At 64.3% G+C, this 24,470-nt stretch carries 24 protein-coding genes; all 24 read right to left on the bottom strand.

The features are described 5' to 3' along the window. Nucleotides 1-86: 86 nt before the first annotated feature. Complete coding sequence (gene fliA, locus POF53_RS11865) at nucleotides 87-827, bottom strand: RNA polymerase sigma factor FliA (protein ID WP_050706656.1); 741 nt, start codon at nucleotides 825-827, stop codon at nucleotides 87-89. Then, complete coding sequence (gene fleN, locus POF53_RS11860; RefSeq protein WP_016393812.1) at nucleotides 824-1,657, bottom strand: flagellar synthesis regulator FleN; 834 nt, start codon at nucleotides 1,655-1,657, stop codon at nucleotides 824-826. Before fleN ends, fliA begins: the two co-directional genes overlap by 4 nt. Nucleotides 1,658-1,771: 114 nt before the next feature. Further along, a complete protein-coding gene (gene flhF / locus POF53_RS11855; RefSeq protein WP_498967819.1) occupies nucleotides 1,772-3,085 on the bottom strand; it encodes a flagellar biosynthesis GTPase FlhF in 1,314 nt (437 codons plus the stop codon). 11 nt (nucleotides 3,086-3,096) lie between these two features. Beyond that, a complete protein-coding gene (gene flhA / locus POF53_RS11850) occupies nucleotides 3,097-5,226 on the bottom strand; it encodes a flagellar biosynthesis protein FlhA (protein ID WP_203651662.1) in 2,130 nt (709 codons plus the stop codon). Nucleotides 5,227-6,187: 961 nt separating this feature from the next. Beyond that, nucleotides 6,188-7,330 (bottom strand): flagellar biosynthesis protein FlhB, encoded by a 1,143-nt coding sequence (gene flhB, locus POF53_RS11845; protein WP_232856537.1) that lies wholly within the window; start codon nucleotides 7,328-7,330, stop codon nucleotides 6,188-6,190. A 2-nt stretch (nucleotides 7,331-7,332) separates the two neighbouring features. After that, nucleotides 7,333-8,109: a flagellar biosynthetic protein FliR gene (fliR, locus tag POF53_RS11840; RefSeq protein ID WP_198742974.1), complete on the bottom strand. Its 777-nt coding sequence runs from the start codon at nucleotides 8,107-8,109 to the stop codon at nucleotides 7,333-7,335. Nucleotides 8,110-8,116: 7 nt separating this feature from the next. Beyond that, nucleotides 8,117-8,386: a flagellar biosynthesis protein FliQ gene (fliQ, locus tag POF53_RS11835; protein ID WP_050706662.1), complete on the bottom strand. Its 270-nt coding sequence runs from the start codon at nucleotides 8,384-8,386 to the stop codon at nucleotides 8,117-8,119. Nucleotides 8,387-8,407: 21 nt separating this feature from the next. Continuing rightward, entirely contained in the window at nucleotides 8,408-9,163 is a 756-nt protein-coding gene (fliP, locus tag POF53_RS11830; RefSeq protein ID WP_186714830.1) for a flagellar type III secretion system pore protein FliP, read from the bottom strand. Next, nucleotides 9,163-9,600 (bottom strand): flagellar biosynthetic protein FliO, encoded by a 438-nt coding sequence (fliO, locus tag POF53_RS11825; RefSeq protein ID WP_267967042.1) that lies wholly within the window; start codon nucleotides 9,598-9,600, stop codon nucleotides 9,163-9,165. Before fliO ends, fliP begins: the two co-directional genes overlap by 1 nt. Nucleotides 9,601-9,609: 9 nt before the next feature. Next, a complete protein-coding gene (gene fliN / locus POF53_RS11820; RefSeq protein WP_050706705.1) occupies nucleotides 9,610-10,074 on the bottom strand; it encodes a flagellar motor switch protein FliN in 465 nt (154 codons plus the stop codon). A 46-nt stretch (nucleotides 10,075-10,120) separates the two neighbouring features. Further along, nucleotides 10,121-11,089, bottom strand: a complete 969-nt coding sequence (gene fliM, locus POF53_RS11815) for a flagellar motor switch protein FliM (protein WP_050706665.1) — start codon at nucleotides 11,087-11,089, stop codon at nucleotides 10,121-10,123. A gap of 10 nt (nucleotides 11,090-11,099) precedes the next feature. Next, nucleotides 11,100-11,597 (bottom strand): flagellar basal body-associated protein FliL, encoded by a 498-nt coding sequence (gene fliL, locus POF53_RS11810; RefSeq protein WP_498967814.1) that lies wholly within the window; start codon nucleotides 11,595-11,597, stop codon nucleotides 11,100-11,102. Nucleotides 11,598-11,744: 147 nt separating this feature from the next. Further along, entirely contained in the window at nucleotides 11,745-13,091 is a 1,347-nt protein-coding gene (locus tag POF53_RS11805) for a flagellar hook-length control protein FliK (RefSeq protein WP_498967812.1), read from the bottom strand. A gap of 67 nt (nucleotides 13,092-13,158) precedes the next feature. Next, nucleotides 13,159-13,497, bottom strand: a complete 339-nt coding sequence (locus tag POF53_RS11800) for an Hpt domain-containing protein (protein WP_302328640.1) — start codon at nucleotides 13,495-13,497, stop codon at nucleotides 13,159-13,161. A 59-nt stretch (nucleotides 13,498-13,556) separates the two neighbouring features. Further along, a complete protein-coding gene (locus tag POF53_RS11795) occupies nucleotides 13,557-15,248 on the bottom strand; it encodes a SpoIIE family protein phosphatase (RefSeq protein ID WP_475859169.1) in 1,692 nt (563 codons plus the stop codon). An 8-nt stretch (nucleotides 15,249-15,256) separates the two neighbouring features. Then, entirely contained in the window at nucleotides 15,257-15,562 is a 306-nt protein-coding gene (locus POF53_RS11790) for an STAS domain-containing protein (RefSeq protein WP_232856532.1), read from the bottom strand. Nucleotides 15,563-15,849: 287 nt separating this feature from the next. Next, nucleotides 15,850-16,305 (bottom strand): flagellar export protein FliJ, encoded by a 456-nt coding sequence (gene fliJ, locus POF53_RS11785; RefSeq protein WP_232856531.1) that lies wholly within the window; start codon nucleotides 16,303-16,305, stop codon nucleotides 15,850-15,852. A 6-nt stretch (nucleotides 16,306-16,311) separates the two neighbouring features. Next, nucleotides 16,312-17,667 (bottom strand): flagellar protein export ATPase FliI, encoded by a 1,356-nt coding sequence (gene fliI, locus POF53_RS11780; protein ID WP_203651647.1) that lies wholly within the window; start codon nucleotides 17,665-17,667, stop codon nucleotides 16,312-16,314. Further along, on the bottom strand, nucleotides 17,657-18,430 hold the full coding sequence (gene fliH / locus POF53_RS11775; RefSeq protein WP_203651645.1) for a flagellar assembly protein FliH: 774 nt from the start codon (nucleotides 18,428-18,430) through the stop codon (nucleotides 17,657-17,659). The genes fliI and fliH overlap by 11 nt, the downstream gene beginning before the upstream one ends. A gap of 176 nt (nucleotides 18,431-18,606) precedes the next feature. Next, entirely contained in the window at nucleotides 18,607-19,626 is a 1,020-nt protein-coding gene (fliG, locus tag POF53_RS11770) for a flagellar motor switch protein FliG (protein ID WP_023631000.1), read from the bottom strand. Continuing rightward, a complete protein-coding gene (gene fliF, locus POF53_RS11765; protein WP_050706673.1) occupies nucleotides 19,619-21,397 on the bottom strand; it encodes a flagellar basal-body MS-ring/collar protein FliF in 1,779 nt (592 codons plus the stop codon). The genes fliG and fliF overlap by 8 nt, the downstream gene beginning before the upstream one ends. A gap of 15 nt (nucleotides 21,398-21,412) precedes the next feature. Continuing rightward, complete coding sequence (gene fliE, locus POF53_RS11760) at nucleotides 21,413-21,745, bottom strand: flagellar hook-basal body complex protein FliE (RefSeq protein ID WP_050706674.1); 333 nt, start codon at nucleotides 21,743-21,745, stop codon at nucleotides 21,413-21,415. A 107-nt stretch (nucleotides 21,746-21,852) separates the two neighbouring features. Next, nucleotides 21,853-23,229, bottom strand: a complete 1,377-nt coding sequence (locus POF53_RS11755; RefSeq protein WP_475859174.1) for a sigma-54-dependent transcriptional regulator — start codon at nucleotides 23,227-23,229, stop codon at nucleotides 21,853-21,855. Beyond that, nucleotides 23,226-24,458 (bottom strand): sensor histidine kinase, encoded by a 1,233-nt coding sequence (locus tag POF53_RS11750; protein WP_498967806.1) that lies wholly within the window; start codon nucleotides 24,456-24,458, stop codon nucleotides 23,226-23,228. The genes POF53_RS11755 and POF53_RS11750 overlap by 4 nt, the downstream gene beginning before the upstream one ends. Nucleotides 24,459-24,470: the final 12 nt, after the last annotated feature.

Raw genomic sequence — 24,470 nt, 5'->3', positions numbered from 1 at the left:
CTCCAAGCAGTCTTAAACGCGCTCGGCGCCGAGCGCGCACTCAATCAATTCGGCACCACAAAAAAACGACTGCATCGAACCTTGGCTCAACGCGCCCGCCATTCACCCAGGCGACTGCGCAGACGTGCCGCGCACTGGCTGTGCAACTGGCTGACACGCGATTCGCTGACCCCCAGCACCTCACCAATTTCCTTGAGGTTCAGCTCTTCGTCGTAGTACAGCGCCAGCACCAGGCGCTCGCGTTCCGGCAGGTTGGCGATCGCCTCGGCCAATGCGGCCTGGAAGCGCTCGTCCTCCAGGTCCCGCGCCGGCTCCAGCTGGTTGCTGGCGCCATCCTCGTGCAGCCCCTCGTGTTCGCCGTCCTGCAGCAGGTCGTCGAAACTGAACAGGCGACTGCCCAGGGTGTCGTTCAAAATCCCGTAGTAATCATCGAGACTCAATTGGAGTTCGGCAGCAACCTCGTGATCTTTAGCGTCGCGCCCCGTCTTTGCTTCAACGCAGCGAATCGCGTCGCTGACCATGCGCGTGTTGCGGTGCACCGAGCGTGGCGCCCAGTCACCCTTGCGCACCTCGTCGAGCATGGCGCCGCGGATGCGGATACCGGCATAGGTCTCGAAACTGGCGCCCTTGCTGGCATCGTATTTGTTGGCCACTTCCAGCAGGCCGATCATCCCGGCCTGGATCAGGTCCTCGACCTGGACGTTGGCTGGCAGGCGCGCCAGCAGGTGGTAGGCGATACGCTTGACCAGTGGCGCGTAGCGTTCGATCAGCTCGTACTGAGCGTCCTTGGCGGCCTTGCTGTACATCTTGAAACCACTCGCGTTCATAACACTGGCCCTGCACTGGTGGGCTGCACCAGGCGCTCGACGAAGAATTCCAGGTGCCCGCGCGGGTTGGCAGGCAACGGCCAGCTGTCGACCTTCTGCGCGATGGCCTTGAACGCCAGCGCGCACTTGGAGCGCGGGAAGGCCTCGTAGACCGCCCGCTGCTTCTGCACGGCCTTGCGCACACACTCGTCGTACGGCACGGCGCCAACGTATTGTAGGGCGACGTCGAGGAAGCGGTCGGTGACCTTGGTCAACTTGGCGAACAGGTTGCGCCCTTCCTGCGGGCTCTGGGCCATGTTGGCCAGCACGCGGAACCGATTCATCCCGTAGTCGCGGTTGAGCAGCTTGATCAGGGCGTAGGCGTCGGTGATCGAGGTGGGCTCGTCACACACCACCAGCAACACTTCCTGGGCCGCGCGGACAAAGCTGACCACCGAGTCACCAATACCCGCAGCAGTGTCGATCACCAGTACGTCGAGGTTGTCGCCGATCTCGCTGAAGGCCTGGATCAGGCCGGCGTGCTGGGCGGGCGCCAGGTGCACCATGCTCTGGGTGCCGGAAGCCGCCGGGACGATACGCACGCCGCCGGGGCCCTGCAGCAGCACATCGCGCAGCTCGCAGCGGCCTTCGATGACGTCGGCCAGGGTGCGCTTGGGCGTGAGCCCCAGCAGAACGTCGACATTGGCCAGGCCCAGGTCGGCGTCCAGCAACATGACCCGGCGGCCGAGTTCGGCCAGCGCCAGGGACAGGTTCACTGAAACGTTAGTCTTGCCGACGCCACCTTTGCCACCGGTCACGGCGATCACCTGTACGGGATGCATGCTACCCATGTCTGTTCTTTACCTTGTCTCGCTTGGACCCAGGCCACATGAGGGGCTGAACGTTCAAGGCCACGGTCCGGCCGGGCAACCCCATGATGTAGGTACTTTGCACAGTATTCACCCTCAACCCGCACGCTTGCCAGGGTTGTGGTAGAGATCAGCGAACATGTCGGCCATGGCCTCGTCGCTGGGCTCGTCCTGCAACTGCACGCTGACCGCGCGACTCACCAGTTGGTGCTTGCGCGGCAGTTGCAGGTCGTCAGGAATGCGCGGCCCATCGGTCAGATAGGCCACCGGCAGTTCATGACTGATGGCAAGGCTCAGCACTTCGCCGAGGCATGCCGTTTCATCGAGCTTGGTCAGGATGCAACCGGCCAGGCCGCAGCGCTTGTAGCTGTGGTAGGCGGCGGTGAGCACCTGCTTCTGGCTGGTGGTTGCCAGCACCAGGTAATTCTTGGCGGCGATGCCGCGCCCGGCCAGGGTCTCGAGCTGCATGCGCAGCGCCGGGTCGCTGGCCTGCAGGCCGGCGGTGTCGATCAGCACCACGCGCTTGCGCAGCAGTGGTTCCAGCGCCTGGGCCAGCGACTCGCCCGGGTCGACATAGGTGACCGGCACGTTGAGGATGCGCCCCAGGGTCTTGAGCTGCTCCTGGGCGCCGATGCGGAAGCTGTCCATGCTGACCAGCGCCAGGTTGTTCGCGCCGTACTTGAGCACGTAGCGGGCGGCCAGCTTGGCCAGGGTGGTGGTCTTGCCCATGCCGGCCGGGCCGACCATGGCGATGACCCCGCCCTCCTCGATCGGCTCGATCTCGGGTACGTCGATCATCCGCGCCAGATGCGCCAGGACCATGCGCCAGGCATGACGCGGGTCTTCGATCTCGGCGGTGAGGTCAAGCAGCTCGCGGGCCAGTCCGCCGGACAGGCCGAGGCGCTGCAGACGGCGCCAGAGGTTGGCCTGCTGTGGCTTGCTGCCCTGCAGCTGGCTCCAGGCGAGCGAACCGAGCTGGACTTCCAGCAGCTCGCGCAGGCCGGTCAGCTCGGAGCGCATGGCATCGAACAGACGCGGATCGACGGGGGCCGCAGCAGGCGCAACGGCTACCGCCGGCTCATCGACATGCGGTTCGATCAACGGCTCGGACGCAGTCAGCGACTGGCCGGCAAACAATTGCCGGTTGCCGCCTTCGACGGCATCACCGCGCCCGGTCAGTTCGGCCTGGGCGGTGACGATGCGCGACTGCGTCTTGCGCAACTCGTCCTCGAGCTCCGCATTGGGCACGCGTGGGGCCAGGGCGGACAGCTTGTAGTCCAGCGCGGCCGTCAGTTCGACACCGCCAGCGATGCGGCGGTTGCCGATGATGGCGGCGTCGGAGCCGAGCTCATCCCGGACCAGCTTCATGGCCTGACGCATATCGGCGGCGAAAAAACGCTTAACTTGCATAACCCACTACCTCAGCCGTTGGGGCCCACGGTGGCAACAATGGTGACTTGCTTGTTGTCAGGTATTTCCTGATACGCCAAAACATGCAAATTCGGTACAGCCAGGCGACCGAAGCGCGACAGCATGGCGCGGATCGGGCCGGCGACCAGGAGGATGGCCGGCTGACCCTGCATTTCCTGACGCTGGGCCGCCTCGATCAGCGAACGCTGAAGCTTCTCGGCCATGCTCGGCTCAAGAAGAACACCATCTTCCTGACCCTGCCCGGCCCTTTGCAAACTATTGAGCAAGATCTGTTCCAACCTTGGCTCCAAGGTAATCACAGGCAGCTCGGACTCAACGCCGACAATGCTTTGCACGATGGCGCGGGACAAACCGACGCGCACCAGCGCCACCAGCGCGGCGGTATCTTGACTCTTCGCCGCGTTGTTGGCGATGGCTTCGGCAATGCTGCGGATGTCACGCACTGGTACCTGCTCGGCGAGCAGCGCCTGCAGGACCTTGAGCAGACCCGACAAGGAAATGACACCCGGCACCACCTCCTCGGCCAGCTTCGGCGAGACCTTGGCCAGCACCTGCAGCAATTGCACCACCTCCTCGTGCCCGATCAGCTCATGGCAGTGCTTCTGCAGGATCTGGTTGAGGTGGGTGGCGACCACGGTGCTGGCGTCCACCACCGTATAGCCCAGCGATTGCGCCTGGGCGCGCTGGCCGACATCGATCCACACGGCTTCCAGGCCGAAGGCCGGATCCCGCGAGGCGATACCATTGACCGAGCCGAACACCTGGCCCGGGTTGATCGCCAGCTCCCGATCCGGGTAGATCTCGGCCTCGGCCAGGATCACCCCCATCAGCGTCAGGCGGTAGGCGCTGGGCTGCAGGTCGAGGTTGTCGCGAATGTGCACGGTCGGCATGAGGAAGCCCAGGTCCTGGGAGAGCTTCTTGCGCACGCCCTTGATCCGCGCCAGCAACTGGCCACCCTGGTTGCGGTCCACCAGCGGAATCAGGCGATAGCCGACCTCCAGGCCGATCATGTCGATGGGCGTGACGTCGTCCCAGCCCAGCTCCTTGGTGTCCATGGCGCGCTGCGGCGACGGCAGCAGGTCCTGCTGGCGCTGGGCCTCCTGCTCAGCCACGACCTTGGCCTTCTGCTGCTTCTTCCACACCAGGTAGGCGCCACCACAGGCCAACCCGCCCAGGCCGAGGAAGGCGATGTGCGGCATGCCGGGCACCAGGCCCATGACGATCATCAACGCACCGGAGACCGCCAGGGCCTTGGGCGAATCGAACATCTGCCGGTTGATCAGCTTGCCCATGTCCTCGGACCCCGAGGCCCGGGTAACCATAATCGCAGCGGCGGTGGACAGCAGCAGCGATGGCAATTGCGCCACCAATCCGTCACCGATGGTCAGCAGGGCGTAGACCTTGCCGGCGTCGCCGAAGGTCATGCCGTGCTGCAGCATGCCGATCAGCATGCCACCGATGAGGTTGATGAACAGGATCAGCAGGCCGGCGATGGCGTCACCGCGGACGAACTTGCTGGCACCGTCCATGGAGCCGTAGAACTCGGCTTCCTGGGCGACCTCGGCGCGGCGCGACTTGGCCTGGGCCTGGTCGATCAGGCCGGCGTTGAGGTCGGCGTCGATGGCCATCTGCTTGCCGGGCATGGCGTCGAGGGTGAAGCGCGCGCTCACCTCGGAGATACGCCCGGCGCCCTTGGTCACCACGACGAAGTTGATGATCATGAGGATGGCGAACACCACCGCACCGACGACGTAGTTGCCGCCGATCACCACTTCACCGAAGGCCTGGATCACCTTGCCCGCGGCGCCATGGCCCTCCTGGCCATGGAGCATGACCACGCGGGTGGAGGCGACGTTCAGCGCCAGGCGCAGCAGCGTTGCCACCAGCAGGATGGTGGGAAACGCGGCGAAGTCCAGGGGACGCAGGGCGTAGACGCAGACCAGCAGGACCACGATCGACAGGGCGATGTTGAAGGTGAAGAACACGTCGAGCAGGAACGGCGGGATCGGCAACATCATCATTGCCAGCATCACCAGCAGGAGCAGCGGCACGCCGAGGTTGCCCCGGCCGAGACCGGCCAGGTTGTTGCGGGCGTTGCTGATTAACTGAGTGCGATCCACCGCGATTCCTCTTCAAGCAAAACTTTGACGCCTGTGTGGCGGCTGGCGCTGCCTTTGCAAGAAGCTTTCCAACTTTTCTGGGGGTGGGGGTTTTCGGGGGCTTCGGGGGATTACTGTTTTGATATTTTTATGCGCATTCATTGGCGATGGTGACGCATAGGCACCTTTTCGCCTTTACGGCGACCTACTTTTGCTCTTGGGCAAAAGTAGGCAAAAACCGCTGGCTCCATTCATCCGGCCCCTACGCTTCGCTCCGGGGTCCCCTCGCTCCGTTCTTGCTCCCGTGGGTACCGCGCTGTACGGCCCATCCTGGGCCGCAGCGCTCGACGGCCATCCATGGCCGTCGCCCCACTACGCAAGAATTCCGCTCGGCCTCCTGAAGTCGCAATTGGTGGCGCCTGAACTATCGCGCGTTTAGAATCAAGAGCAAGAGCAAGAGCAAGAGCAAGAGCAAGAGCAAGAGCAAGAAATTCGAAGTTGGTTATTTGACGGTTAATTATGTATTGGCTGTTCCGGCCCTTTCGCGGGGCAAGCCCGCTCCTACAGGGATCTACATAACGACGACTATTGCGTGGGAGCGGGCTTGCCCCGCGATGTAATCGAGAGCTTAATTAAGCTTCAACTAGCGACAGCTGCGCCAGTCCAGGCGCCGCTCGTAACTTCGCGACTTCAGGAGGCCGAACGGAGGTCTTGCGGAGGGAGGTGACGGGCATGGATGCCCGTCAAGCGCTGGGGCCCAGGATGGGCCCTGCAGCGCGGTCCTCCCGGGAGCAAGGCCGGAGTGAGGGGACCCCGGAGCGAAGCGCAGGGGCCGGATGAATGGAGCGAGGATTTTTTGGTGACTTTTTGATCCTTCAAAAAGTTACCCGCCGTAAGGGCGGAAAGGTGAATAAGCGTCGACATCACAAATGAATGCACATACAACTTTCAACACAACCACAACCACAGCAAACAACCAAACTCAACTATCCCGCCGCAAATCATCAGGAATCGGCAAATCCTCTTTCAAAGGCTCTGGCGCCTTCCCCTTGCCCGCCCGATACTGCCGAATCTGGAACACATAGGCCAACACCTGCGCCACCGCCAGGTACAACCCCGCCGGAATCTCCTGCTCCATCTCGGTAGAGTAATAGATCGCCCGCGCCAGGGCCGGCGACTCAAGTATCTGCACGTTATGCTCGACCCCGATCTCCCGCATCTTCAAGGCGACAAAATCGGTACCCTTGGCCACCAGCAGCGGCGCCGAGCCGCCCTTCTCGGGGTCGTACTGCAAGGCCACGGCATAGTGGGTCGGGTTGGTAATTATCACATCAGCATCCGGCACCGCCGCCATCATCCGGCGCTGCGACGCCTCGCGCTGCAGCTGGCGAATACGCTGCTTGACCTCAGGCTTGCCCTCGCTGTCCTTGTACTCGTCCTTCACTTCCTGCTTGGTCATCTTCATTTTCTTGTGGGTCTGCCACAGCTGGAACGGCACATCGGCCGCAGCGATGAGCAACAACCCAGCCGCCATCCACAACGCGCTCCAACCCACCACCTGAACCGAATGGATGATCGCCTGCTCGAGCGGTTCGTTGGCAATCGCCTGCAGTGCCTGGCGATCCCCGGCCAACACCACCAGTGCCACGATCAGGATCACGAAGAATTTGGCCAGTGCCTTGAGCAGCTCGGTCAGCGCATTCATCGAAAACATGCGCTTGATCCCCGACAAAGGGTTCATGCGACTGAACTTGGGCTGCAGCAGGCTTCCGGAAAACAGGAAGCCGCCCAACGCGATCGGGCCGACGAACGCGATCACGAACAGCAGGATCAGCACCGGCTGCGCCGCCCAGATGGCCATCTTGCCCGAGGCCAGCAGGAACGCCGCCATGCTCCCCTCGTCCACCACCACCTCGCGGGTAAGGCTGAAGTTCATGCGCATCAGCGCCATCAATTCTTCAGCCAGGTGCCCACCAAAGGCCAGCAGTCCCCCGGCGCCAGCCAGGGTCACCGCCACCGTGTTCAATTCCTTGGAGCGGGCGATCTCACCTTTTTCCCGCGCGTCGCGCTTGCGCTTGTCGGTGGGTTCCTCTGTCTTGTCCTGACCGCTTTCGCTTTCAGCCATGCTCAGCGCGCCCGTGCCAGCTCACGCAGCCACTGCAGCGCTTCGCTGGCCAGTGCCTGGTAGTGTGAAAGGATATCGGCCAGGCCGATCCAGAAGATCACCATGCCCAGCACCAGCGTAAGCGGGAAACCAATGGAGAAGATATTCAACTGCGGGGCGGCGCGGGTCATCACGCCAAAGGCGATGTTGACCACCAGCAGCGAGGCGATAGCCGGCAGGATCAGCAACAACCCGGCCCCCAGCACCCAGCTCATGCGCCCGGCCATTTCCCAGAAATGATCGACCACCAGCGCGTGCCCCACCGGCAACGTGGTGAAGCTCTCGGTGAGTATCTCGAACGCGACCAGGTGGCCATTCATCAGCAGGAACAGCATGCTCACCAGCATGGTCATGAACTGACCGATAACCGCGACGTTGACGCCGTTGGCCGGATCGACCATGGAGGCGAAGGCCATGCCCATCTGCACCGCGACGATCTGCCCTGCGACCACGAAGGCCTGGAACAGCAACTGCAGGGAAAAACCGAACAATGCCCCGACAATCACCTGCTCGGCGCACAACAGCACGCCACGCAGGCTCAACGGGTCGATTTCAGGCAGCGGTGGCAGGGCCGGCACGATCACCACGGTGATGGCAACGGCAACGTACAATCGTATCCGGGCCGACAGCATCTTGGTGCCGATGATCGGCATCGTCATCAGCAAGGCGGTCACCCGGAACAACGGCAGGATGAAGGTGGCGACCCAGGTGCCGATCTGCGTGTCGGTCAATTCCAGCATCGTGGCGTCAACCGACCAGCTGCGGAATGCTGGTGTAGAGGCCGATGAAGTACTCCATGAACTTCTGCGTCAGCCACGGACCGACGACGATCAACGTGACCAGCATCACCAGCAGGCGCGGGAGAAAGCTCAGGGTCTGTTCGTTGATCTGCGTCGCCGCCTGGAACATGGCCACCACAAGGCCCACCAGCAGGCTCGGCACCACCAGGATGGCGACCATCATGGTGGTCATCCACAACGCTTCGCGAAACAGGTCGATGGCGACTTCAGGTGTCATGCGAGGCTCTCCTTGACGGCGTCAGACACCGCCGAAACTTCCGGCCAGGGTGCCCATGATCAGCGCCCAGCCATCGACCAGGACGAACAGCATGATCTTGAACGGCAGCGAGATGATCAGCGGCGACAGCATCATCATACCCATGGCCATCAGCACGCTGGCGACCACCATGTCGATGATCAGGAACGGGATGAAGATCATGAAGCCGATCTGGAATGCAGTCTTGAGCTCGGAGGTGACGAACGCCGGCACCAGGATCGTCAGCGGCACCTGGTCGGGCCCGGCGATGTCGGTGCGTTTGGACAGGCGCATGAACAGGTCGAGATCGCTCTGCCGGGTCTGTGCCAGCATGAAGTCCTTCAACGGTACCTGGGCCTTGTCGATCGCTTGCTGGGCGGTCATCTGCTCGGCCAGGTAGGGCTGCAAGGCGTCCTTGTTCACCCGATCGAACACTGGCGCCATGATGAACATGGTCAGGAACAGCGCCATGCCGGTAAGCAACTGGTTCGAAGGAGTCTGCTGCAGACCCAGGGCCTGACGCAGGATCGAGAAAACGATGATAATGCGGGTAAAGCTGGTCATCAGGATGACGAACGCCGGGATAAAGCTCAGCGCCGTCATGATCAGCAGGATCTGCAGGCTTACCGAATACTCCTGCTGCCCGTCCGCCCCACTGGACAGGGTGATGGCCGGAATCGACAACGGATCGGCGGCCAGGGCCAGCGGCGCGGCCAGCAGCAGCGCCAGGGTCAACAGAAAGCGCACTGCGCCGCTCATCACTTCTTGTCCTTCTGGTCCTTGCCCATCAGCTCGAGCAGCCGCTGGGCGAATTCCGGCGTGGCCTGGCGCGCCGAGGCGGGCACATCCACGGGTTCGGCCAGCACGTGCAGGGCCTCGATGCTGCCGGGGGTATGGCCGATCAGGATCTGCTCCTTGCCAACCTGCACCAGCAGCAGCCGATCACGCGGACCGATGGCCCGGGTGCCGATGACCTCGATCACCTGGGCGCCCTGCTGCGCGCTGCCCTGCATGCGTCGCAGCAGCCAGGCCAGGAAGAAGATCAGCCCCACCACCAGCAGCAGGCCGATCACCGTTTGCGCCAATTGCGCGCCCATTCCACCGGGCGTCGCCGTCGAGGCAGCAGCAGGCTCGGCGGCGGCGATCACCACCTCGCTGACCAGCAACGCACCGAAGGCCGTGACGCTCCGCAGCATGCCCTTCACTCAGCGCAGCTTCTTGATACGTTCGCTGGGGCTGATCACGTCAGTCAGGCGGATGCCGAACTTCTCGTTGACCACCACCACCTCGCCATGGGCGATCAGCGTGCCGTTGACCAGTACGTCCAGCGGCTCGCCGGCCAGGCGGTCGAGCTCGATCACCGAGCCCTGGTTGAGCTGCAGCAGGTTGCGGATGCTGATTTCGGTGCTGCCCACTTCCATGGAGATGCTCACCGGGATATCCAGGATCACGTCCAGGTTGGGGCCTTCGAGGCTGACATGCTCGTTGGGCTTGGGCGAGCTGGCGAACTCTTCCATTGGCAGGCGGCCGGCGCCGGCCGAAGCGGCGTCGGCTGCCAGCAGCGCGTCGATGTCGGACTGACCGGCATCACCGGTCTCTTCCAGGGCGGCAGCCCACTCATCGGCCAGGGCCTGTTCCTCGGGAGAGTTGATCTCGTTTTCGTTAGCCATGATTTCCTCGACAGGCATTCAATACGTTGGAGCGACCGGCACGCCGTCAGCGGCGTTCGATCGGATCGATGATCTGCAGCGACAGGGTGCCCTTGTGCGAACCCAGCCGCGCCTTGAACGACGGCACGCCATTGGCGCGCAGCACCAGGTGCTCCGGCAGTTCCACCGGAATCACGTCACCCGGCTGCATGTGCAGGATGTCGCGCAGCTTCAGCTGGCGACGGGCGACCGTGGCCGACACCGGCACGTTGACGTCCAGTACGTCTTCGCGCAGGGCCTTGACCCAGCGCTCATCCTGGTCGTCCAGGTCGGACTGGAACCCGGCGTCGAGCATTTCGCGCACCGGCTCGATCATCGAATAGGGCATGGTCACGTGCAGGTCGCCGCCACCGCCATCGAGTTCGATGTGGAAGGTCGAGACCACCACCGCCTCGCTGGGGCCGACGATGTTGGCCATGGCCGGGTTGACCTCGGAGTTGATGTACTCGAAGTTGACCGGCATGATCGCTTGCCAGGCTTCCTTGAGGTCGACGAAGCACTGGTCCAGGACCATGCGCACCACGCGCAGCTCGGTCGGGGTGAACTCGCGACCCTCGATCTTGGCGTGACGGCCGTCGCCACCGAAGAAGTTGTCCACCAGCTTGAACACCAGCTTGGCGTCGAGGATGAACAGCGCGGTACCGCGCAACGGCTTGATCTTGACCAGGTTGAGGCTGGTGGGTACGTAAAGCGAGTGCACGTACTCGCCGAACTTCATCACCTGCACGCCGCCCACCGCCACGTCGGCGGAGCGACGCAGCAGGTTGAACATGCTGATACGGGTATAACGGGCGAAACGCTCGTTGATCATTTCCAGGGTCGGCATGCGACCCCGCACGATACGGTCCTGACTGGTCAGGTCGTAGCTCTTGATGCTGCCGGGCTCGCCAGCGCTCTCGGTTTGTACCAGCCCATCGTCCACCCCATGCAGCAGGGCGTCGATCTCATCCTGGGACAGCAGGTCCTGCACGGCCATCTATGTGCTCCTACTGCAATACGAAATTGGTGAACAGCAGCTGGTCGACGACCGGCCTGCCGACTTCCTTCTGCGCCACTTCCTGCACCACCGCGGTGGCCTTCTGGCGCAGCATCTCCTGCCCGACGGGGCTGGCGGCAAGGGTGTCGAAGCCCTGGCCGGAGAACATCATCACCAGGTTGTTGCGGATCACCGGCATGTGCACCTTGAGCGCTTCAAGATCGGCCTGGCTGCGCCCCTGCATGGTGATGCTCACCTGCATGTAGCGCTGGCGGCCATTCTGGTTGAAGTTGACCACGAAGGCCGGTGCCAGCGGCTCGTAGATCGCCGACAGCTTGACATTGCTCTGCGCGGCGTCAGGCGCTGGCGCCGACTCGCTCTTGTGCATGAAGAACCAGGTAGCGCCTACCGACAGGCCGACCGCCAGGAGCAGGGCCAGCACCAGCAGCAGGATCAACTTGAGTTTGCCTTTAGTGGCGGGGTCTTTCACTGCGTCACTCTTCGCCATGCCAATAATCCGTCGTCCATCGGGGTTTCAAGGAAGGATGACGTGGCTTGAGCAAGTGTTATGCCAAATCTGCCCGCGTCGGAAAGTACCAGCCCCGTCGCGGGAAAGTACCCGCCCGACGGGGCATGGCCAAGGCCGGGGGGAAGATCAGGCGTAGTAGTCGACCATGCTGCTGCCGATCACCGCCTGCTGCTCGACGGGATGCGCGGCATCGGCCAGTTCGCTGCCCTCCCCGGCCGCCTCGGCGCGACGCGCCGCGACGCCGGACAGGTTCGACCCACCCTGCTGCGCCTGCTGCTGTTGCTGCTGCTCGCGGGACTGATCGGCCACGCTGACATCCGGCTGCGCCAGGCCTTGCTGGGCGAACAGCTCGCGCAAACGGTAGGCCTGGCTGTCGAGGGCATCGCGCACCCCGGCGTGACCGCTGACGAAGTGAATCTGGGTGGATTGATCCGCCGCGACATTGACACGAATGTCCAGGCGACCCAGCTCGGCAGGTTCAAGCTGGATATCCGCCGACTTCAGGTTCTGGCTGGACAGGTACATGACCCGATTCACCAGGCCTTCGGTCCAGGCCCCCTGGTTCATCGCCAGCGGCTGCTGCAGCGGGTTCGGCGCTACCGGCACGGCGTTGGCGGTCTTGGGCGTCGCCGCTTGCGTCAGGTTTGCCAGGCGATTGGCGAAGTCATCCACACGCGTGTCGCTGCTGGCTTCCTTGATGTCCTTGAGGCCATCGTCGATCAGCCCGGCGAACGCCTTGTCACCACGCTCGGAGTGCCCGGCCTCGGACTCGGCCTTCTCTGTCACATTCGCCAAGGTATTGACGGCAGTCGCGGCCGGGTCGGCCGGTACCTGGCCATTTTCCGGGCGCGCGCTGGCGGCATGCGCCGAAGTCGTGCCCTTGGCCTGGGCCTCGTGCTCCAACGCCAGACGCAAGGTCGGCATATCGGCCAATGGGTCGGCCTCCGGATCGAAGTTTGCGTCCTTGAGGACCTCCTCACCGACCGGCGGAGCCGGCACGGCGGGTTGCGGCGTCTGCACCGCCGCCTGCAAAACCGGCGCGACCGCTTCGGCCTGGGCCTGGATCAACTGCGCGCCGGCCTGGGCATCGGTGATCTGCCCTGCCACCAGATTGGCATCGAGGGAGGGAGTATTACTGCTATCAGCCGACTCGTCCGTTTCGCCGACCGGCTTGGCTTCAGCCGTCGCAGGCAAGTTCTTGCCGTCATCGGCAACCGCTGGCTTGCTGGCATCCGCCGGCTTGCCGCCATTGGCGGGGGCTGCCTGCTCCTTGGGCTTGGCCGCAGCGGTATCCTTGGCAACCTTGACATCACGGGAAGGGGTATTGTCGCGACCCTGCCGAGCCATGACCTGGTCGAAGCCACCGCCCTGGCTGGCCGGGGCTTGCAGCGGTTTGTCCGCCACTCCGGCAGCCGGGCGCGACGCCGTATTGACGAGGCCGGCTTGCAACAATGGATTGGATGCGACAGGCATTGAAAGGTCTCCGCGGCAGAACTGGTAAAGTGCATCTGTGCGAAGAAAAGCAAAACTCGCGCCAGCTTTACTCGGCGGCGATTCGCTGACGCTCGCCACGGTAGAAGCGCTGGACCTCCAGGTACTCCTGGTCGATGCGGTTGATCAGGTCCTCGATGCCATACAAGGGTTGTTGACGCACTCGCTCCTCGAGCTGCTGACACAGCTTGGCCAGGCCCACGGCCCCCATATTGCTGCTGCTGCCCTTGAAACTGTGTGCGGCAAGACCCAGCTCGTCGGCATCCTTGGCCTCGAGCAGCTGCTTCAGCCGCCGTTCGGAGTCTTCCAGGAAGGTTTCCAGCAACTGCAGGTAGCCATCTTCCATGACCTCCCGCAAGTCACTCAGCACCTTCTGATCAATATGCATGTCCGCCACTTGTTCACTCCTTGATCAAGCCTGATTAGGCCCGAGCCGCGCAAACCGGCTCACCATTGAAACGCCACGCGCGCCAAGCGTCCACCCTCCAACCACTGGGCATTGCCGGCCAACCGCCGCACCAGGCCCACCCCTCGCCCACTGAAGCCCTGTTCCACTGGCGTGGCGGCCGACAGGCGCTCCACGTCGAAGCCCGCGCCGCTGTCGCGGACCTCGATGATCAGACGCCCACCCGCACCTTGAGGTTCCACCCGCAGGGCAATACCGACGCTGCCGTGCACCTCTCGCCCCAGGCGCTCGGCGCGCTGGCGATAGTACTCGGCGAAGCCTTCGGCGTCGCGCTTGAGCGCCGAGTCCAGCCCCAGCACACCATGCTCCAGCGCATTGGAGTACAGCTCGCTCAGCACACTGTGCAACTTGCCGCTGCTGGGCCTGAGACCGTGAATTTCCTGCAACAGCTGTACCAGATAAGGAACCGGGTTGAAGCGCCCCAGGCTCTGGCCCCGCAACTCGAACTGCATCGACCAGTCCAACGGGCTGGAACGACCACTGTCGGAGTAAACCACCGCCTGCGGTACTGCATGTTCAGGCGCCAGCATGCGGATATCGCACAGGCTGATATCGTCACGAGACTGGCCGCCGAAGCCCGCCAGTGCCTGCATGACCTCGTCGAACAACACCACCGGATCGCGGTTAGCCGCCAGCACCGCCAACAGACGCTCGACGCCGAACAGGCATTCCCGGGCATCCCCGGTGTCGACCACGCCATCAGACAGCAGGAACAGTCGCTCCCCCGCCGCAAGCGGCCTCACCTCGGTGGTATCGTCGAACTGCTCGGGCGGCAGGATGCCCAGCGGCAGGTGACGCGAAGGCAACACCTCGAGCACCTCGCCTTGCGCCGACAACCGATAGCCATCCGGCATGCCACCGTTCCAGAGCTCCACGGTTTCTCGCTGGAAACTCAGGTTGAGCAACAGCGCACAACAGAACATGTCCACAGGCAGGATGCGCTTGAGCTTGGCGTTCATCTCCCGCAGCGTTTCGACCAGGCCGTAGCCCTTGGCGGTCATGCCATAGAACACCTCCGCCAGCGGCATGGCGCCGACCGCGGCCGGCAGGCCATGGCCGGTAAAATCCCCCAGCAGCACATGCATGTCGCCCGAAGGGGTAAACGCCGCCAGCAACAGATCGCCATTGAACAGCGCGTAGGGCGATTGCAGGTAGCGGATGTTCGAGGCACCCAGGCAGCCGGAGTGGGCGACCTTGTCGAACACCGCCTTGGCCACCCGCTGCTCGTTGAGCAGGTGATGGTGATGGCGGGCGATCTGGTCGCGCTGCTCCAGCACCGTCGCCTGCAGGCGACGCAAGCGGTCCATGGCTCGGATCTTCGCCGCCAGGATGACGGCGCTGTAGGGCTTGGCCATGAAATCGTCGCCCCCGGCCTCCAGGCAACGTACCAGCCCCTCCTCTTCATTAAGGGAGGTCAGGAAGATGATCGGCACCAGCGCCTCGCCGGCCAGCGCCTTGATCCGCCGCGCCGCCTCGAAGCCATCCATCACCGGCATCAGCGCATCGAGCAGCACCAGTTGCGGCCGCCGCTCGGCAAACAGCGCCACCGCCTGCTCGCCGTTCTCGGCAGTGACCACCTCATGCCCCTGGCGCCGGACGATCTGCGCCAGCAATAGCCTGTCCGCGGCGCCGTCCTCGGCCACCAGCACGGTCAACGGCTGATCGGCGGACATGGCCACGCTCAACTGATGTCGAACAGCTTTTCGAAGTTGGAGATCGCCAGGATCTTGCGCACATCAGGGCTGGCATGGACCACACGGATATCCGAATCCTCGCCACCGACATGGTCGCGCAGCAGCAGCAACATGCCCAACGCCGAGCTGTCGAGATACGTGGCCTCCTTCAGGTCGACCACCACGGAGTCCGGACGCGGGCGCTGGCGCTCGTAGGCATCCCTGAATTCCTGGTGCTTGCCGAAATCGAAACGACCCTTGACCTTGATCGTCAGCTTTTTCCCATCCTGTGAAAAATCAGTTTCGACTGCCATGCGAGCGATTCCTTCGATGATGGCGAATGCGACTTCTGAAGGTTTAGCAGGCGCTGACGGCAGGTGCAAGGTGGTGGACCTGGGTTGCCCCCGTGCAGGGCTGTCGCGCAGAGAACCGCGATTGCCCGGCCAGCACACACCCTGTGGGAGCGGGTTTGCCCGCGAAGCCGACACCGTGGTGGATGGCACGGGCTTCGCCCGTGTTCGCGGGCAAGCCCGCTCCCACAGGGATCGCGCCAGACTCTAAAAATTGAGCAAGACAGTTGCTCCCACAGGTCCCTGCTAAATCAATAAGTTATGTGCTGGCGCGGCAGGCGCTGGGACAGCTCATCGAGCAGCTTCTGCTCGCGCTTGTCCTCAGCCCGGCGCGCTTCGTCCAGGTAGCGCTGGACCAGCTTGCGCAGCCCTTCGACCCGGGCATAGGCCTGCTGCCAGGTGTTGCGGGCGTTGTTCAGGTTGTTCTGGTGCCAGGCCATGCTCTGGCGCTGCTGGGTCATTGCCGCTTCCAACTGCCCGAGGAAGCGCTGGTAGTTGACCAGCCAGTTGCCGTCGACACCCTGGCTGCCGCGATTGATCCATTGCTGCTGATAGGCCTCGCGAAAACTCTCGAGCTCGGCCTGCTTGGCCTGGGCATCGCTGAGCAGCCTCTGGAAATGCCCCAGGCGCTGGGCGGCCTTGCGCTCGGCCTCCTCGGCCATGTCCACCACCGGCACCAGGCGTGCCGCTCGGCTGGGCTGGGCCATGGCCTATCAGCCCGCCGGCGGCGCGAACACCGCGGCCAGTTCTTCACGGCTCTGCGCCATGCCGACGTTTTCATCCAGACCCTGGCGCAGGAAGTCCACCAGCCTGGGTTGCAAGGCGATGGCCAGGTCCGTCTCCGGATCGCCACCAGCCACATAGGCGCCGACGCTGATCAGATCGCGACTCTGCGACAGGCGCGACCACAGCTGCTTGAACTTCTGCGCCTGACGCAGGTGATCGGGGTCGACCACCTGGGGCATGACCCGGCTGATCGAGGCCTCGATGTCGATGGCTGGGTAGTGCCCTTCCTCGGCCAGGCGTCGGGACAGCACAAAGTGGCCGTCGAGCACGCCCCGCGCCGAATCGGCGATCGGGTCCTGCTGGTCGTCGCCTTCGGACAGCACCGTGTAGAACGCGGTAATCGAGCCACCGCCCGGTTCACCATTACCAGCCCGCTCCACCAGTTTGGGCAGCTTGGCGAACACCGACGGCGGATAACCGCGGGTGGCGGGCGGCTCGCCGATGGCCAGGGCAATTTCGCGCTGGGCCTGGGCAAAACGGGTCAGCGAGTCCATCAGCAACAGGACATTCTTGCCCTTGTCGCGGAAATACTCGGCAATGCGCGTGCAATACATCGCTGCGCGCAGACGCATCAAGGGCGCGTCATCCGCTGGCGAGGCGACCACCACCGAGCGCTTGAGCCCCTCCTCTCCGAGGATATGCTCGATGAATTCCTTCACTTCCCGACCCCGCTCGCCGATCAGGCCGACCACGATGATCTCGGCCTCGGTAAAGCGGGTCATCATGCCCAGCAGCACCGACTTACCGACACCGGTACCGGCGAACAGGCCCAGGCGTTGGCCGCGGCCGACAGTGAGCAAACCATTGATACTGCGGATACCGACATCCAGCGGTTGGCTGATCGGATCACGGTTGAGCGGGTTGATGATCGGGCCGTCCATCGGCACCCAGTCCTCGGCCTTCATCCCACCCTTGCCGTCCAGCGCGCGACCGGCGCCATCGAGCACCCGGCCAAGCATGCTCATGCCCATGGGCAGGCGGCCGCTGTCGTCCAGCGGCACCACGCGGGCACCGGGCGCCAGGCCGACAATACTGCCGACCGGCATCAGGAACACCTTGCTGCCGGCAAAGCCCATGACTTCGGCCTCCACCTGCACCGGGTGGTAGCTGTCGTCGTTGATCACCAGGCAGCGGCTGCCCACCGCAGCGCGCAGGCCTTCAGCCTCCAGGGTGAGACCGACCATGCGCAGCAGGCGCCCTTCGACGATCGGCTGGTCGGGCAGCTTCACCGCGTCGGCGTAGCCCTCCAGGCGCTTGCCGAAGCTGGTCCGGTCAAGGCGCATCGGCTTCACCCGCCGGCACGTCCAGCTCGACGGATATATCCGGCGCAGCAGGATGCAGGGCCTGATCGTGGGACTGGTCGAACAACTGCATCACGGCCTTTTCGATGCGAGTCTCCATGGTCGCGTCGATACGGCTGTGAGCGGTCTCGATCCGGCAGCCGCCCGGCAGCAACGACTCATCCTCAAGCAGCTTCCAGCTCTCCTCATGACGCTCGCGCAAGGCCTTGGCCAGCTCGAAATCCTGCGGGTTGAGGTGGATACGAATGTTGTCGGCACCCATCGGCAGCAGTTTCAGCGCCTCACGCAGGACGTGGGTGATCTGGCTCGAATCGCTGCGCAACTCGCGACCGATGACCTGGCGGGTCATGCTGGCGACCAGTTGCACCAGGGCTTTCTCGATCTGGGTGTCCTGCTCGGCGATGGGCTCGAGCAGATGGTTCATGACCTGTTCGAGGCTGGCCAATTTGGCCGCCAGGGCCACTTCGGCCTCCTGGCGAACCTTCAGCTGGGTGCTGTGGAAGCCTTCGCGCTCGCCAGTGGCGAAGCCTTCGTTGTAGGCCTCCTGGCGGATGGCCTCGAGCTCTTCGAGGGTCAGCGGCTGGACTTCCTCCAGCGGCACCTCTTCGACTTCTTCCTCGATAACCTCCGGCTCCGGCTCGGGTTGCGGCTCGGGCTCGGGGTCGAAGCTGGGCAGCGCCCATACATCCACGCCCTCGAGGTCGCGGGCACGGATCAGGTCGCTGGGGTGTTCGGTGGTGGACATGTTTTCAGGTACTCAAAAGCCATCTGCAACCAACGCGCCCCTGTAGGAGCGGCCTTGTGCCGCGAAAGGGCTGCAAAGCAGCCCCTCGATCTCGATGTCACCGCAAAATTGTCGGGGCAGCCTTGCCCTTTCGCGGCACAAGGCCGCTCCTACAGGGGACCGCGTCGCCCCGCTGATCAGATCATTTCCTCGGCGCCCTTGCCGCCCAGCACGATCTCGCCGGCCTCGGCCATGCGACGGGCGATGGTGAGGATTTCCTTCTGCGCCGTCTCCACGTCGCTGACCCGCACCGGCCCCTTGGCCTCCAGGTCGTCGCGCAGCAGCTCCGACGCACGCTTGGACATGTTCTTGAAGATCTTGTCCTTGACCCGCTCGTCGGCGCCCTTGAGCGACACCACCAACACGTCCGAAGACACCTCGCGCAGCAGCGCCTGGATGCCACGGTCGTCGACGTCGGCCAGGTTGTTGAAGACGAACATCAAGTCTTCGATCTGCTCCGACAGGTCGCTGTCGATCTCGCGGATCGAGTCCATGAGCGCGCCTTCCACGGAACTGTCGAGGAAGTTCATGATATCGGCGGCGCGCTTGATGCCACCCAGGGTGGTGCGCGCGGCATTGGAGTTGCCGGAGAACTGCTTCTCGAGGATCTGGTTGAGTTCCTTGAGCGCCGCCGGCTGCACCGTGTTGAGCGACGACACGCGCAAGACGATGTCCAGGCGCACCTTGTGGTCGAAGTTGCTCAGTACCTCGCCGGCCTGGTCGGGGTCGAGGTAGGCGACCACGATGGCCTGGATCTGCGGGTGCTCGTAGCGGATGACGTCGGCCACGGCACGCGGCTCCATCCACTTGAGGCTGTCCAGGCCGCTGGTGTTGCCACCAAGCAGGATACGGTCGATCAGGCCGTTGGCCTTGTCCTCGCCAAGAGCCTGGTTGAGCATCTTGCGGATATAGCCATCGGAACCGACACCCAGGCTGGTCTGGTCGCCGACGATCTCGACGAACTCGCTCATCACCTGCTCGACCTGCTCGCGATGGACGTTGCCCATCTGCGCCATGGCCACACCGACCCGCTGCACTTCCTTGGGCCCCATGTGGCGCAGGACCTGCGCGGCATCGGTCTCGCCGAGCGAGAGCAGGAGGATGGCCGCCTTGTCGACGCGGCTCAGCTTGGCGGTAATGGCTCGATTGTCACTCATCGGCGTTGATCCACTCTTTCACGACCTGGGCCACGCGGCCCGGGTCTTCGGCCACCAGGCCCTTGATTGCGTTGAGCTGTGCCTCGTAACCCTCGCTCGGGCTCGGCAACAGAATGCTTGTCGGGCCACCCAGGCTGACGCGGTCGTTGGCCAGTTCGCCATCCAGACCGATCATGCCGCCCAGCTCCATGTCGCTGTCCGTGGCAGCCTGCTTGCCGCCACCTGTGATGTTGTTGAGCACCGGACGCAGCACGCCGAACACCAGCACCAGGATGAACAGCACGCCCAGCACTTGCTTGACGATGTCCCAGAACCACGGCTGCGAGTAGAACGGAATGTCGACCAGCTCGTCGCCACGGTCGGCGGCGAACGGCACGTTGATCACGGTGACGCTGTCGCCACGGCTGGCATCGAAGCCCACTGCGTCCTGCACCAGGCGAGTGAAGCGCGCCAGGTCCTCGGCACCCCACGGAGTGCGGGTGGTTTCGCCGGTGGCGGCGTCGAGCTTGACCTGGTCGTCCACCACCACGGCCACCGACAGGCGGGTCAGGCGACCTTGCTGCTGACGGGTGTGGCTGATGGAGCGATCCAGCTCGAAGTTCTTGGTGCTCTGCTGACGCTTGTCGCTCGGGTACGGCGCAAGCATCGGCTGGCCGGTGGCCGGGTCCATGATCTGCTGGCCGTTGGCATCCACCAGCGGCTGGCCAGGCTGGATGGCACCGGCCGGCGTGGCGGCGGCCTTGGCGTTCTCGGGCGCGGAGGCGCCGGCCGGCGGCTGGTTGCTCAGGGCACCCGGCACACCTTGCGGGCCCTGGCTGCTGGCACGCTGTTCGTTGACCGACTGCTCGCTGCGCAGCGCCGGCTGGTCGGGATTGAACTGCTCGGAGGTGGACTCGACGGCGCTGAAGTCGACGTCGGTCGACACCTCGGCCTTGTAGCGGTCGTTGCCCAGCACCGGCTGGAGGATATTGTGCACGCGCTGGGTGAGCATGCCTTCCATGCGGCGGCTGTAGTCGAACTGCTTGCCTGCCATGGTCAGGGCGGTGTCCTGCAACTGGTCGGAAAGCAGGTTGCCCTTCTGGTCGACCACGGTCACCTGGGACTTGTCCAGCTCCGGAACGCTGGTGGCCACCAGGTTGACGATGGCCATGACCTGGCCCGCCTCCAGGGCGCGGCCCGGGTACAGCTCGACCAGCACCGAGGCGCTGGGTTTGCGCTCGTCACGCACGAACACCGAGCTTTTCGGGATCGCCAGGTGCACGCGGGCGGCCTTGACATTGTTCAGGCTCGACACGGTACGCGCCAGCTCGCCTTCCAGGCTGCGACGGTAGCGAGTGGCTTCCATGAACTGGCTGGTGCCCAGGCCCTGCTCCTTGTCGAGCAACTCGAAGCCGACGTTGCCATCGCTTGGCGCTACACCGGCGGAGGCCAGTTTCAGGCGCGCACGGGAGAGGTCGTCGGCCTTGACCAACAGGGCGCCGGAGTTCGGCTCCACGCGATAGGGGATATCGGCGGCGGTCAGGGCATCGATCACCTGCTTGGTGTCGGTGCCCGCCAGGCTGCCGTACAGCGGCCGGTAGTCCGGTTGCTGCGACCACAGCACCACGGCGAAACCGATGGCCACGCTGGCGGCCAGGCCGACCAGCAGGCCGACCTGACGCAGCATGGGCATCTGCGAGATGTTTTCCAGGAACGCCATGCCGAACAGCGGCGGCTTGGCCGCTGGCGGACCACTCTTGGCGGGTGCGTTATCGACGACTGCTTCGGCCATGACTCACTCTCGCCCTTATACCGGCATCTGCATGATGTCCTGGTACGCCTGTACCAGCTTGTTGCGCACCTGGGTCAGGGCCTGGAACGACACCGAGGCCTTCTGCGAGGCGATCATCACGTCGGTCAGGTCGACTCCGCTCTTGCCGATCTCGAAAGCGTTGGACAGCTGGGAGGAGGCCTGCTGCGTTTCATGCACCTTGCCAATGGCCTGGCCAAGCATGTCGGCAAAGCTGCTCTGGCCTGGCGCCAGTTCAGGCGCGGCGACAGCCTTGGGCTGGGACATGGCTTCGGCCTGCATGGCACGCATGTCCAACATCAGACGATTGAATTCAACACCTTGGGTCATGGACTTCTCTCTCCGGCTGCCGCACTTTTTTTGACACTCGTGCAGCGAATGGGTTGGAACTAGCAAGAGGAGTGCCAGCCAACCCGAAAATCATTCAAAACGACGCATCAACCGAACAGGCTGGCCTCGACATCCAGGCCCGCGTCACGCATCTGCGCCAGCTTGTAGCGCAAGGTGCGCGGACTGATCCCCAGGCGCTCGGCAGCCTCCTTGCGACGGCCGCGCTCGGCACGCAAGGTGTCGATGATCATCTGGAACTCATGACGACGCATGTCGTCGCCCAGCCCCCCAACCTCGACAACCGGCTCAGCAGGTAATGGCTCAATAGTGGCCACTTTCGGCGCCGACAATGGAATGGCGCCAGCCAGACAGAAATCCGCCGCCTCGATCACACCGCCCTGCTGCAGGATCAGCGCCCGCTGCACGGCGTTATCCAGCTCCCGCACGTTACCCGGCCAGGCATACGCCTGCAGGCACGCCCGCGCCTCGCTGGACAGGCACACCTGGGCATGGCGCATCTTGCGGGCATGGCGCGCCAGCAGGCGCTCGGCCAGCGGCAGGATATCGGCAGGACGCTCGCGCAGGGAGCGCCAGGCCATGGGGAACACCGAAAGGCGGTAGTACAGGTCTTCACGGAAACGACCGGCCGCCACCTCCCCCACCAGGTCGCGGTTGGTCGTGGCAAGGATGCGGATGTCCAGGGCGATGGGCTTGCGCCCACCGACGCGCTCGACTTCGCGCTCCTGCAGCACCCGCAGCAGCTTGGCCTGCAAGCCGAGCGGCATCTCGGAAATCTCGTCCAGCAGCAAGGTGCCGCCGTCGGCCTGCTCGAACTTGCCGGCCTGGGCGGCGATCGCCCCGGTGAAGGCGCCCTTTTCATGGCCGAACAGGGTCGCCTCGAGCATGTTGTCCGGGATTGCCGCGCAGTTGATCGCCACGAAGGGCTGATCCGCCCGCCGCGACTGCTGATGGATGTAGCGCGCCAGCACTTCCTTGCCGGTTCCCGACTCGCCGGAGATCAGCACGGTGGAGTCGCTTTGCGCAACCCGTGCCGCCAATTCCAGCAATTGCCGGCTGGCCGGTTCGCACGCCACCGGCCCTTCGTCATCGCTGCCGGCAGCGCTGCCGACGGCATGACGCGCGACCAGGCCGTTCAGCGCTGCGGGCTCGAAAGGCTTGACCAGATAATCGACAGCCCCCTGGCGCATGGCCTCCACCGCCCGCTCCACCGCCGCATGGGCGGTCATCAGCAACACCGGTAGCTGCGGGTGCTGCCGACGCAGCTGGGCGAGCAGTTGATGACCGTCCATGCCCGGCATGTTCACGTCGCTGACCACCAGGCTGAACGACTCTTCAGCCACCGCCAGCAAGGCCTCCTCGGCACTGCCGACGGCTCGGTGGCAGAAACCGCCGATCTCCAGGGTATCGGCCAACGCCTGACGCAGGACCCGATCATCCTCGACCAGCAGTACCTTGACGCTCATTGATTTACCTCCCCACGGCCGTCGATCAACGGCAACAGCACGGTGACGCAGGTGCCACGACCAAGCCTGGAGCGTAGCTGCAGGGTGCCGCGGTGCGCGCGCACTACTGCCTGGACCACAGCCAGGCCCAGACCGGTGCCGGTCGCCTTGGTGGTCACGAATGGCTCACCCAGGCGCGCCAGCAGCTGCTCGTCGATACCGCTGCCGGCATCGCTGACGCACACGCGCAGATTGTCGTCGCGACGCGACAGGTGCACCTTGAGTTTCGCCGGCCCACTGCTGGCCTGCAGGGCATTTTCGATCAGGTTGAGCAAGGCGCCGACCAGGGTGTCACGGTTGCACAGCAACTCCCCGAGACGACTGTCGCACTGCCAGCGCACCGCATGCCCCTCGACATGGGCATGAGCCGCCTGCTGCAGCGCCTGGAACAACGCCTTCGGGCTGATCCGGTCATTGAGCGGCAATTCCCCGCGGGCGAACACCAGCATGTCACGCACCTGGTGTTCGAGCTCGTGGAGACGCTCCTTGAGGTTGCCGGCAAAGCGCAGCCGGGTTTCGTCGGTCAATACCTGCTGCGGTTCGGCCAGGTGGCTGGCATAGAGCATCGCCGCCGAGAGCGGCGTGCGGATCTGATGCGCCAGGGACGCGATCATGCGCCCCAGCGAGGACAGGCGCTCGTGCCGCGCCAGCTGATCCTGCATACGGCGGGTTTCGGTCAGGTCGTTGAGCAACACCAACTGCCCCGGCTCGGCATCCAGAGAGCGCGTCGCGATGGACAGGCGACGCCCGTCACGCAGGGAGACCTCATGGCCGTCATCGTCACGCGGCGCGAAACTGCGGGCGATCACCTCGCGCCAGCGCATGCCGATCAATGGCTCGCCGAGCAACTCGCAGGCCGCCGGATTGGCTTCGCGCACGCACCCTTCGGCGTCGATCACGATCACCCCGCCCGGCAGCAGGTCGAGCAGGTTCTGCAGGCGATTGGCCAGGCGCTCCTTCTCATCGAGCTCGGCCATGCGCTGCGCACTGACCACCGCCAGCTCGCCCTTGAGCTCGCTGACCCGCGTCTCGAGCATGGTGTAGGACTGGCTCAGCTGGCTGGAAACCTGATCGAACAGGGCGAACGCCTGCTCAAGACCCTGCCGGCTTTCCTGCTCGAGCGGGGTGTGCCCGCGCGGATCGGCGGCATGGGAACGGTGGGCGGCCTGGGGCATCGTGCTCTCTCGCATGGCTGACCGTCA

The sequence above is a fragment of the Mitsuaria sp. RG genome (assembly GCF_028369275.1).
GTDB lineage: Bacteria > Pseudomonadota > Gammaproteobacteria > Pseudomonadales > Pseudomonadaceae > Aquipseudomonas > Aquipseudomonas peradeniyensis.
Note: the sequence above shows the minus strand (reverse complement) of the source record. Positions and strands in the feature narration are given on the sequence as shown.

Excerpts from the sequence above, each read along its gene's own strand:
- POF53_RS11805 (WP_498967812.1), bottom strand. The coding sequence starts at position 13,091 with ATGCCTGTCGCATCCAATCCATTGTTGCAAGCCGGCCTCGTCAATACG.
- fliJ (WP_232856531.1), bottom strand. The coding sequence starts at position 16,305 with ATGGCCCAGCCCAGCCGAGCGGCACGCCTGGTGCCGGTGGTGGACATG.
- fliQ (WP_050706662.1), bottom strand. The coding sequence starts at position 8,386 with ATGACACCTGAAGTCGCCATCGACCTGTTTCGCGAAGCGTTGTGGATG.
- fliR (WP_198742974.1), bottom strand. The coding sequence starts at position 8,109 with ATGCTGGAATTGACCGACACGCAGATCGGCACCTGGGTCGCCACCTTC.
- fliA (WP_050706656.1), bottom strand. The coding sequence starts at position 827 with ATGAACGCGAGTGGTTTCAAGATGTACAGCAAGGCCGCCAAGGACGCT.
- fliG (WP_023631000.1), bottom strand. The coding sequence starts at position 19,626 with ATGAGTGACAATCGAGCCATTACCGCCAAGCTGAGCCGCGTCGACAAG.
- fliE (WP_050706674.1), bottom strand. The coding sequence starts at position 21,745 with ATGACCCAAGGTGTTGAATTCAATCGTCTGATGTTGGACATGCGTGCC.
- fliM (WP_050706665.1), bottom strand. The coding sequence starts at position 11,089 with ATGGCCGTGCAGGACCTGCTGTCCCAGGATGAGATCGACGCCCTGCTG.
- fliF (WP_050706673.1), bottom strand. The coding sequence starts at position 21,397 with ATGGCCGAAGCAGTCGTCGATAACGCACCCGCCAAGAGTGGTCCGCCA.
- POF53_RS11790 (WP_232856532.1), bottom strand. The coding sequence starts at position 15,562 with ATGGCAGTCGAAACTGATTTTTCACAGGATGGGAAAAAGCTGACGATC.
- POF53_RS11755 (WP_475859174.1), bottom strand. The coding sequence starts at position 23,229 with ATGAGCGTCAAGGTACTGCTGGTCGAGGATGATCGGGTCCTGCGTCAG.
- fliN (WP_050706705.1), bottom strand. The coding sequence starts at position 10,074 with ATGGCTAACGAAAACGAGATCAACTCTCCCGAGGAACAGGCCCTGGCC.
- flhB (WP_232856537.1), bottom strand. The coding sequence starts at position 7,330 with ATGGCTGAAAGCGAAAGCGGTCAGGACAAGACAGAGGAACCCACCGAC.
- fliH (WP_203651645.1), bottom strand. The coding sequence starts at position 18,430 with ATGTCCACCACCGAACACCCCAGCGACCTGATCCGTGCCCGCGACCTC.
- POF53_RS11750 (WP_498967806.1), bottom strand. The coding sequence starts at position 24,458 with ATGCGAGAGAGCACGATGCCCCAGGCCGCCCACCGTTCCCATGCCGCC.
- fliP (WP_186714830.1), bottom strand. The coding sequence starts at position 9,163 with ATGAGCGGCGCAGTGCGCTTTCTGTTGACCCTGGCGCTGCTGCTGGCC.
- flhF (WP_498967819.1), bottom strand. The coding sequence starts at position 3,085 with ATGCAAGTTAAGCGTTTTTTCGCCGCCGATATGCGTCAGGCCATGAAG.
- POF53_RS11795 (WP_475859169.1), bottom strand. The coding sequence starts at position 15,248 with ATGTCCGCCGATCAGCCGTTGACCGTGCTGGTGGCCGAGGACGGCGCC.
- fliI (WP_203651647.1), bottom strand. The coding sequence starts at position 17,667 with ATGCGCCTTGACCGGACCAGCTTCGGCAAGCGCCTGGAGGGCTACGCC.
- fliL (WP_498967814.1), bottom strand. The coding sequence starts at position 11,597 with ATGGCGAAGAGTGACGCAGTGAAAGACCCCGCCACTAAAGGCAAACTC.
- POF53_RS11800 (WP_302328640.1), bottom strand. The coding sequence starts at position 13,497 with ATGCATATTGATCAGAAGGTGCTGAGTGACTTGCGGGAGGTCATGGAA.
- fleN (WP_016393812.1), bottom strand. The coding sequence starts at position 1,657 with ATGGGTAGCATGCATCCCGTACAGGTGATCGCCGTGACCGGTGGCAAA.
- fliO (WP_267967042.1), bottom strand. The coding sequence starts at position 9,600 with ATGCTGCGGAGCGTCACGGCCTTCGGTGCGTTGCTGGTCAGCGAGGTG.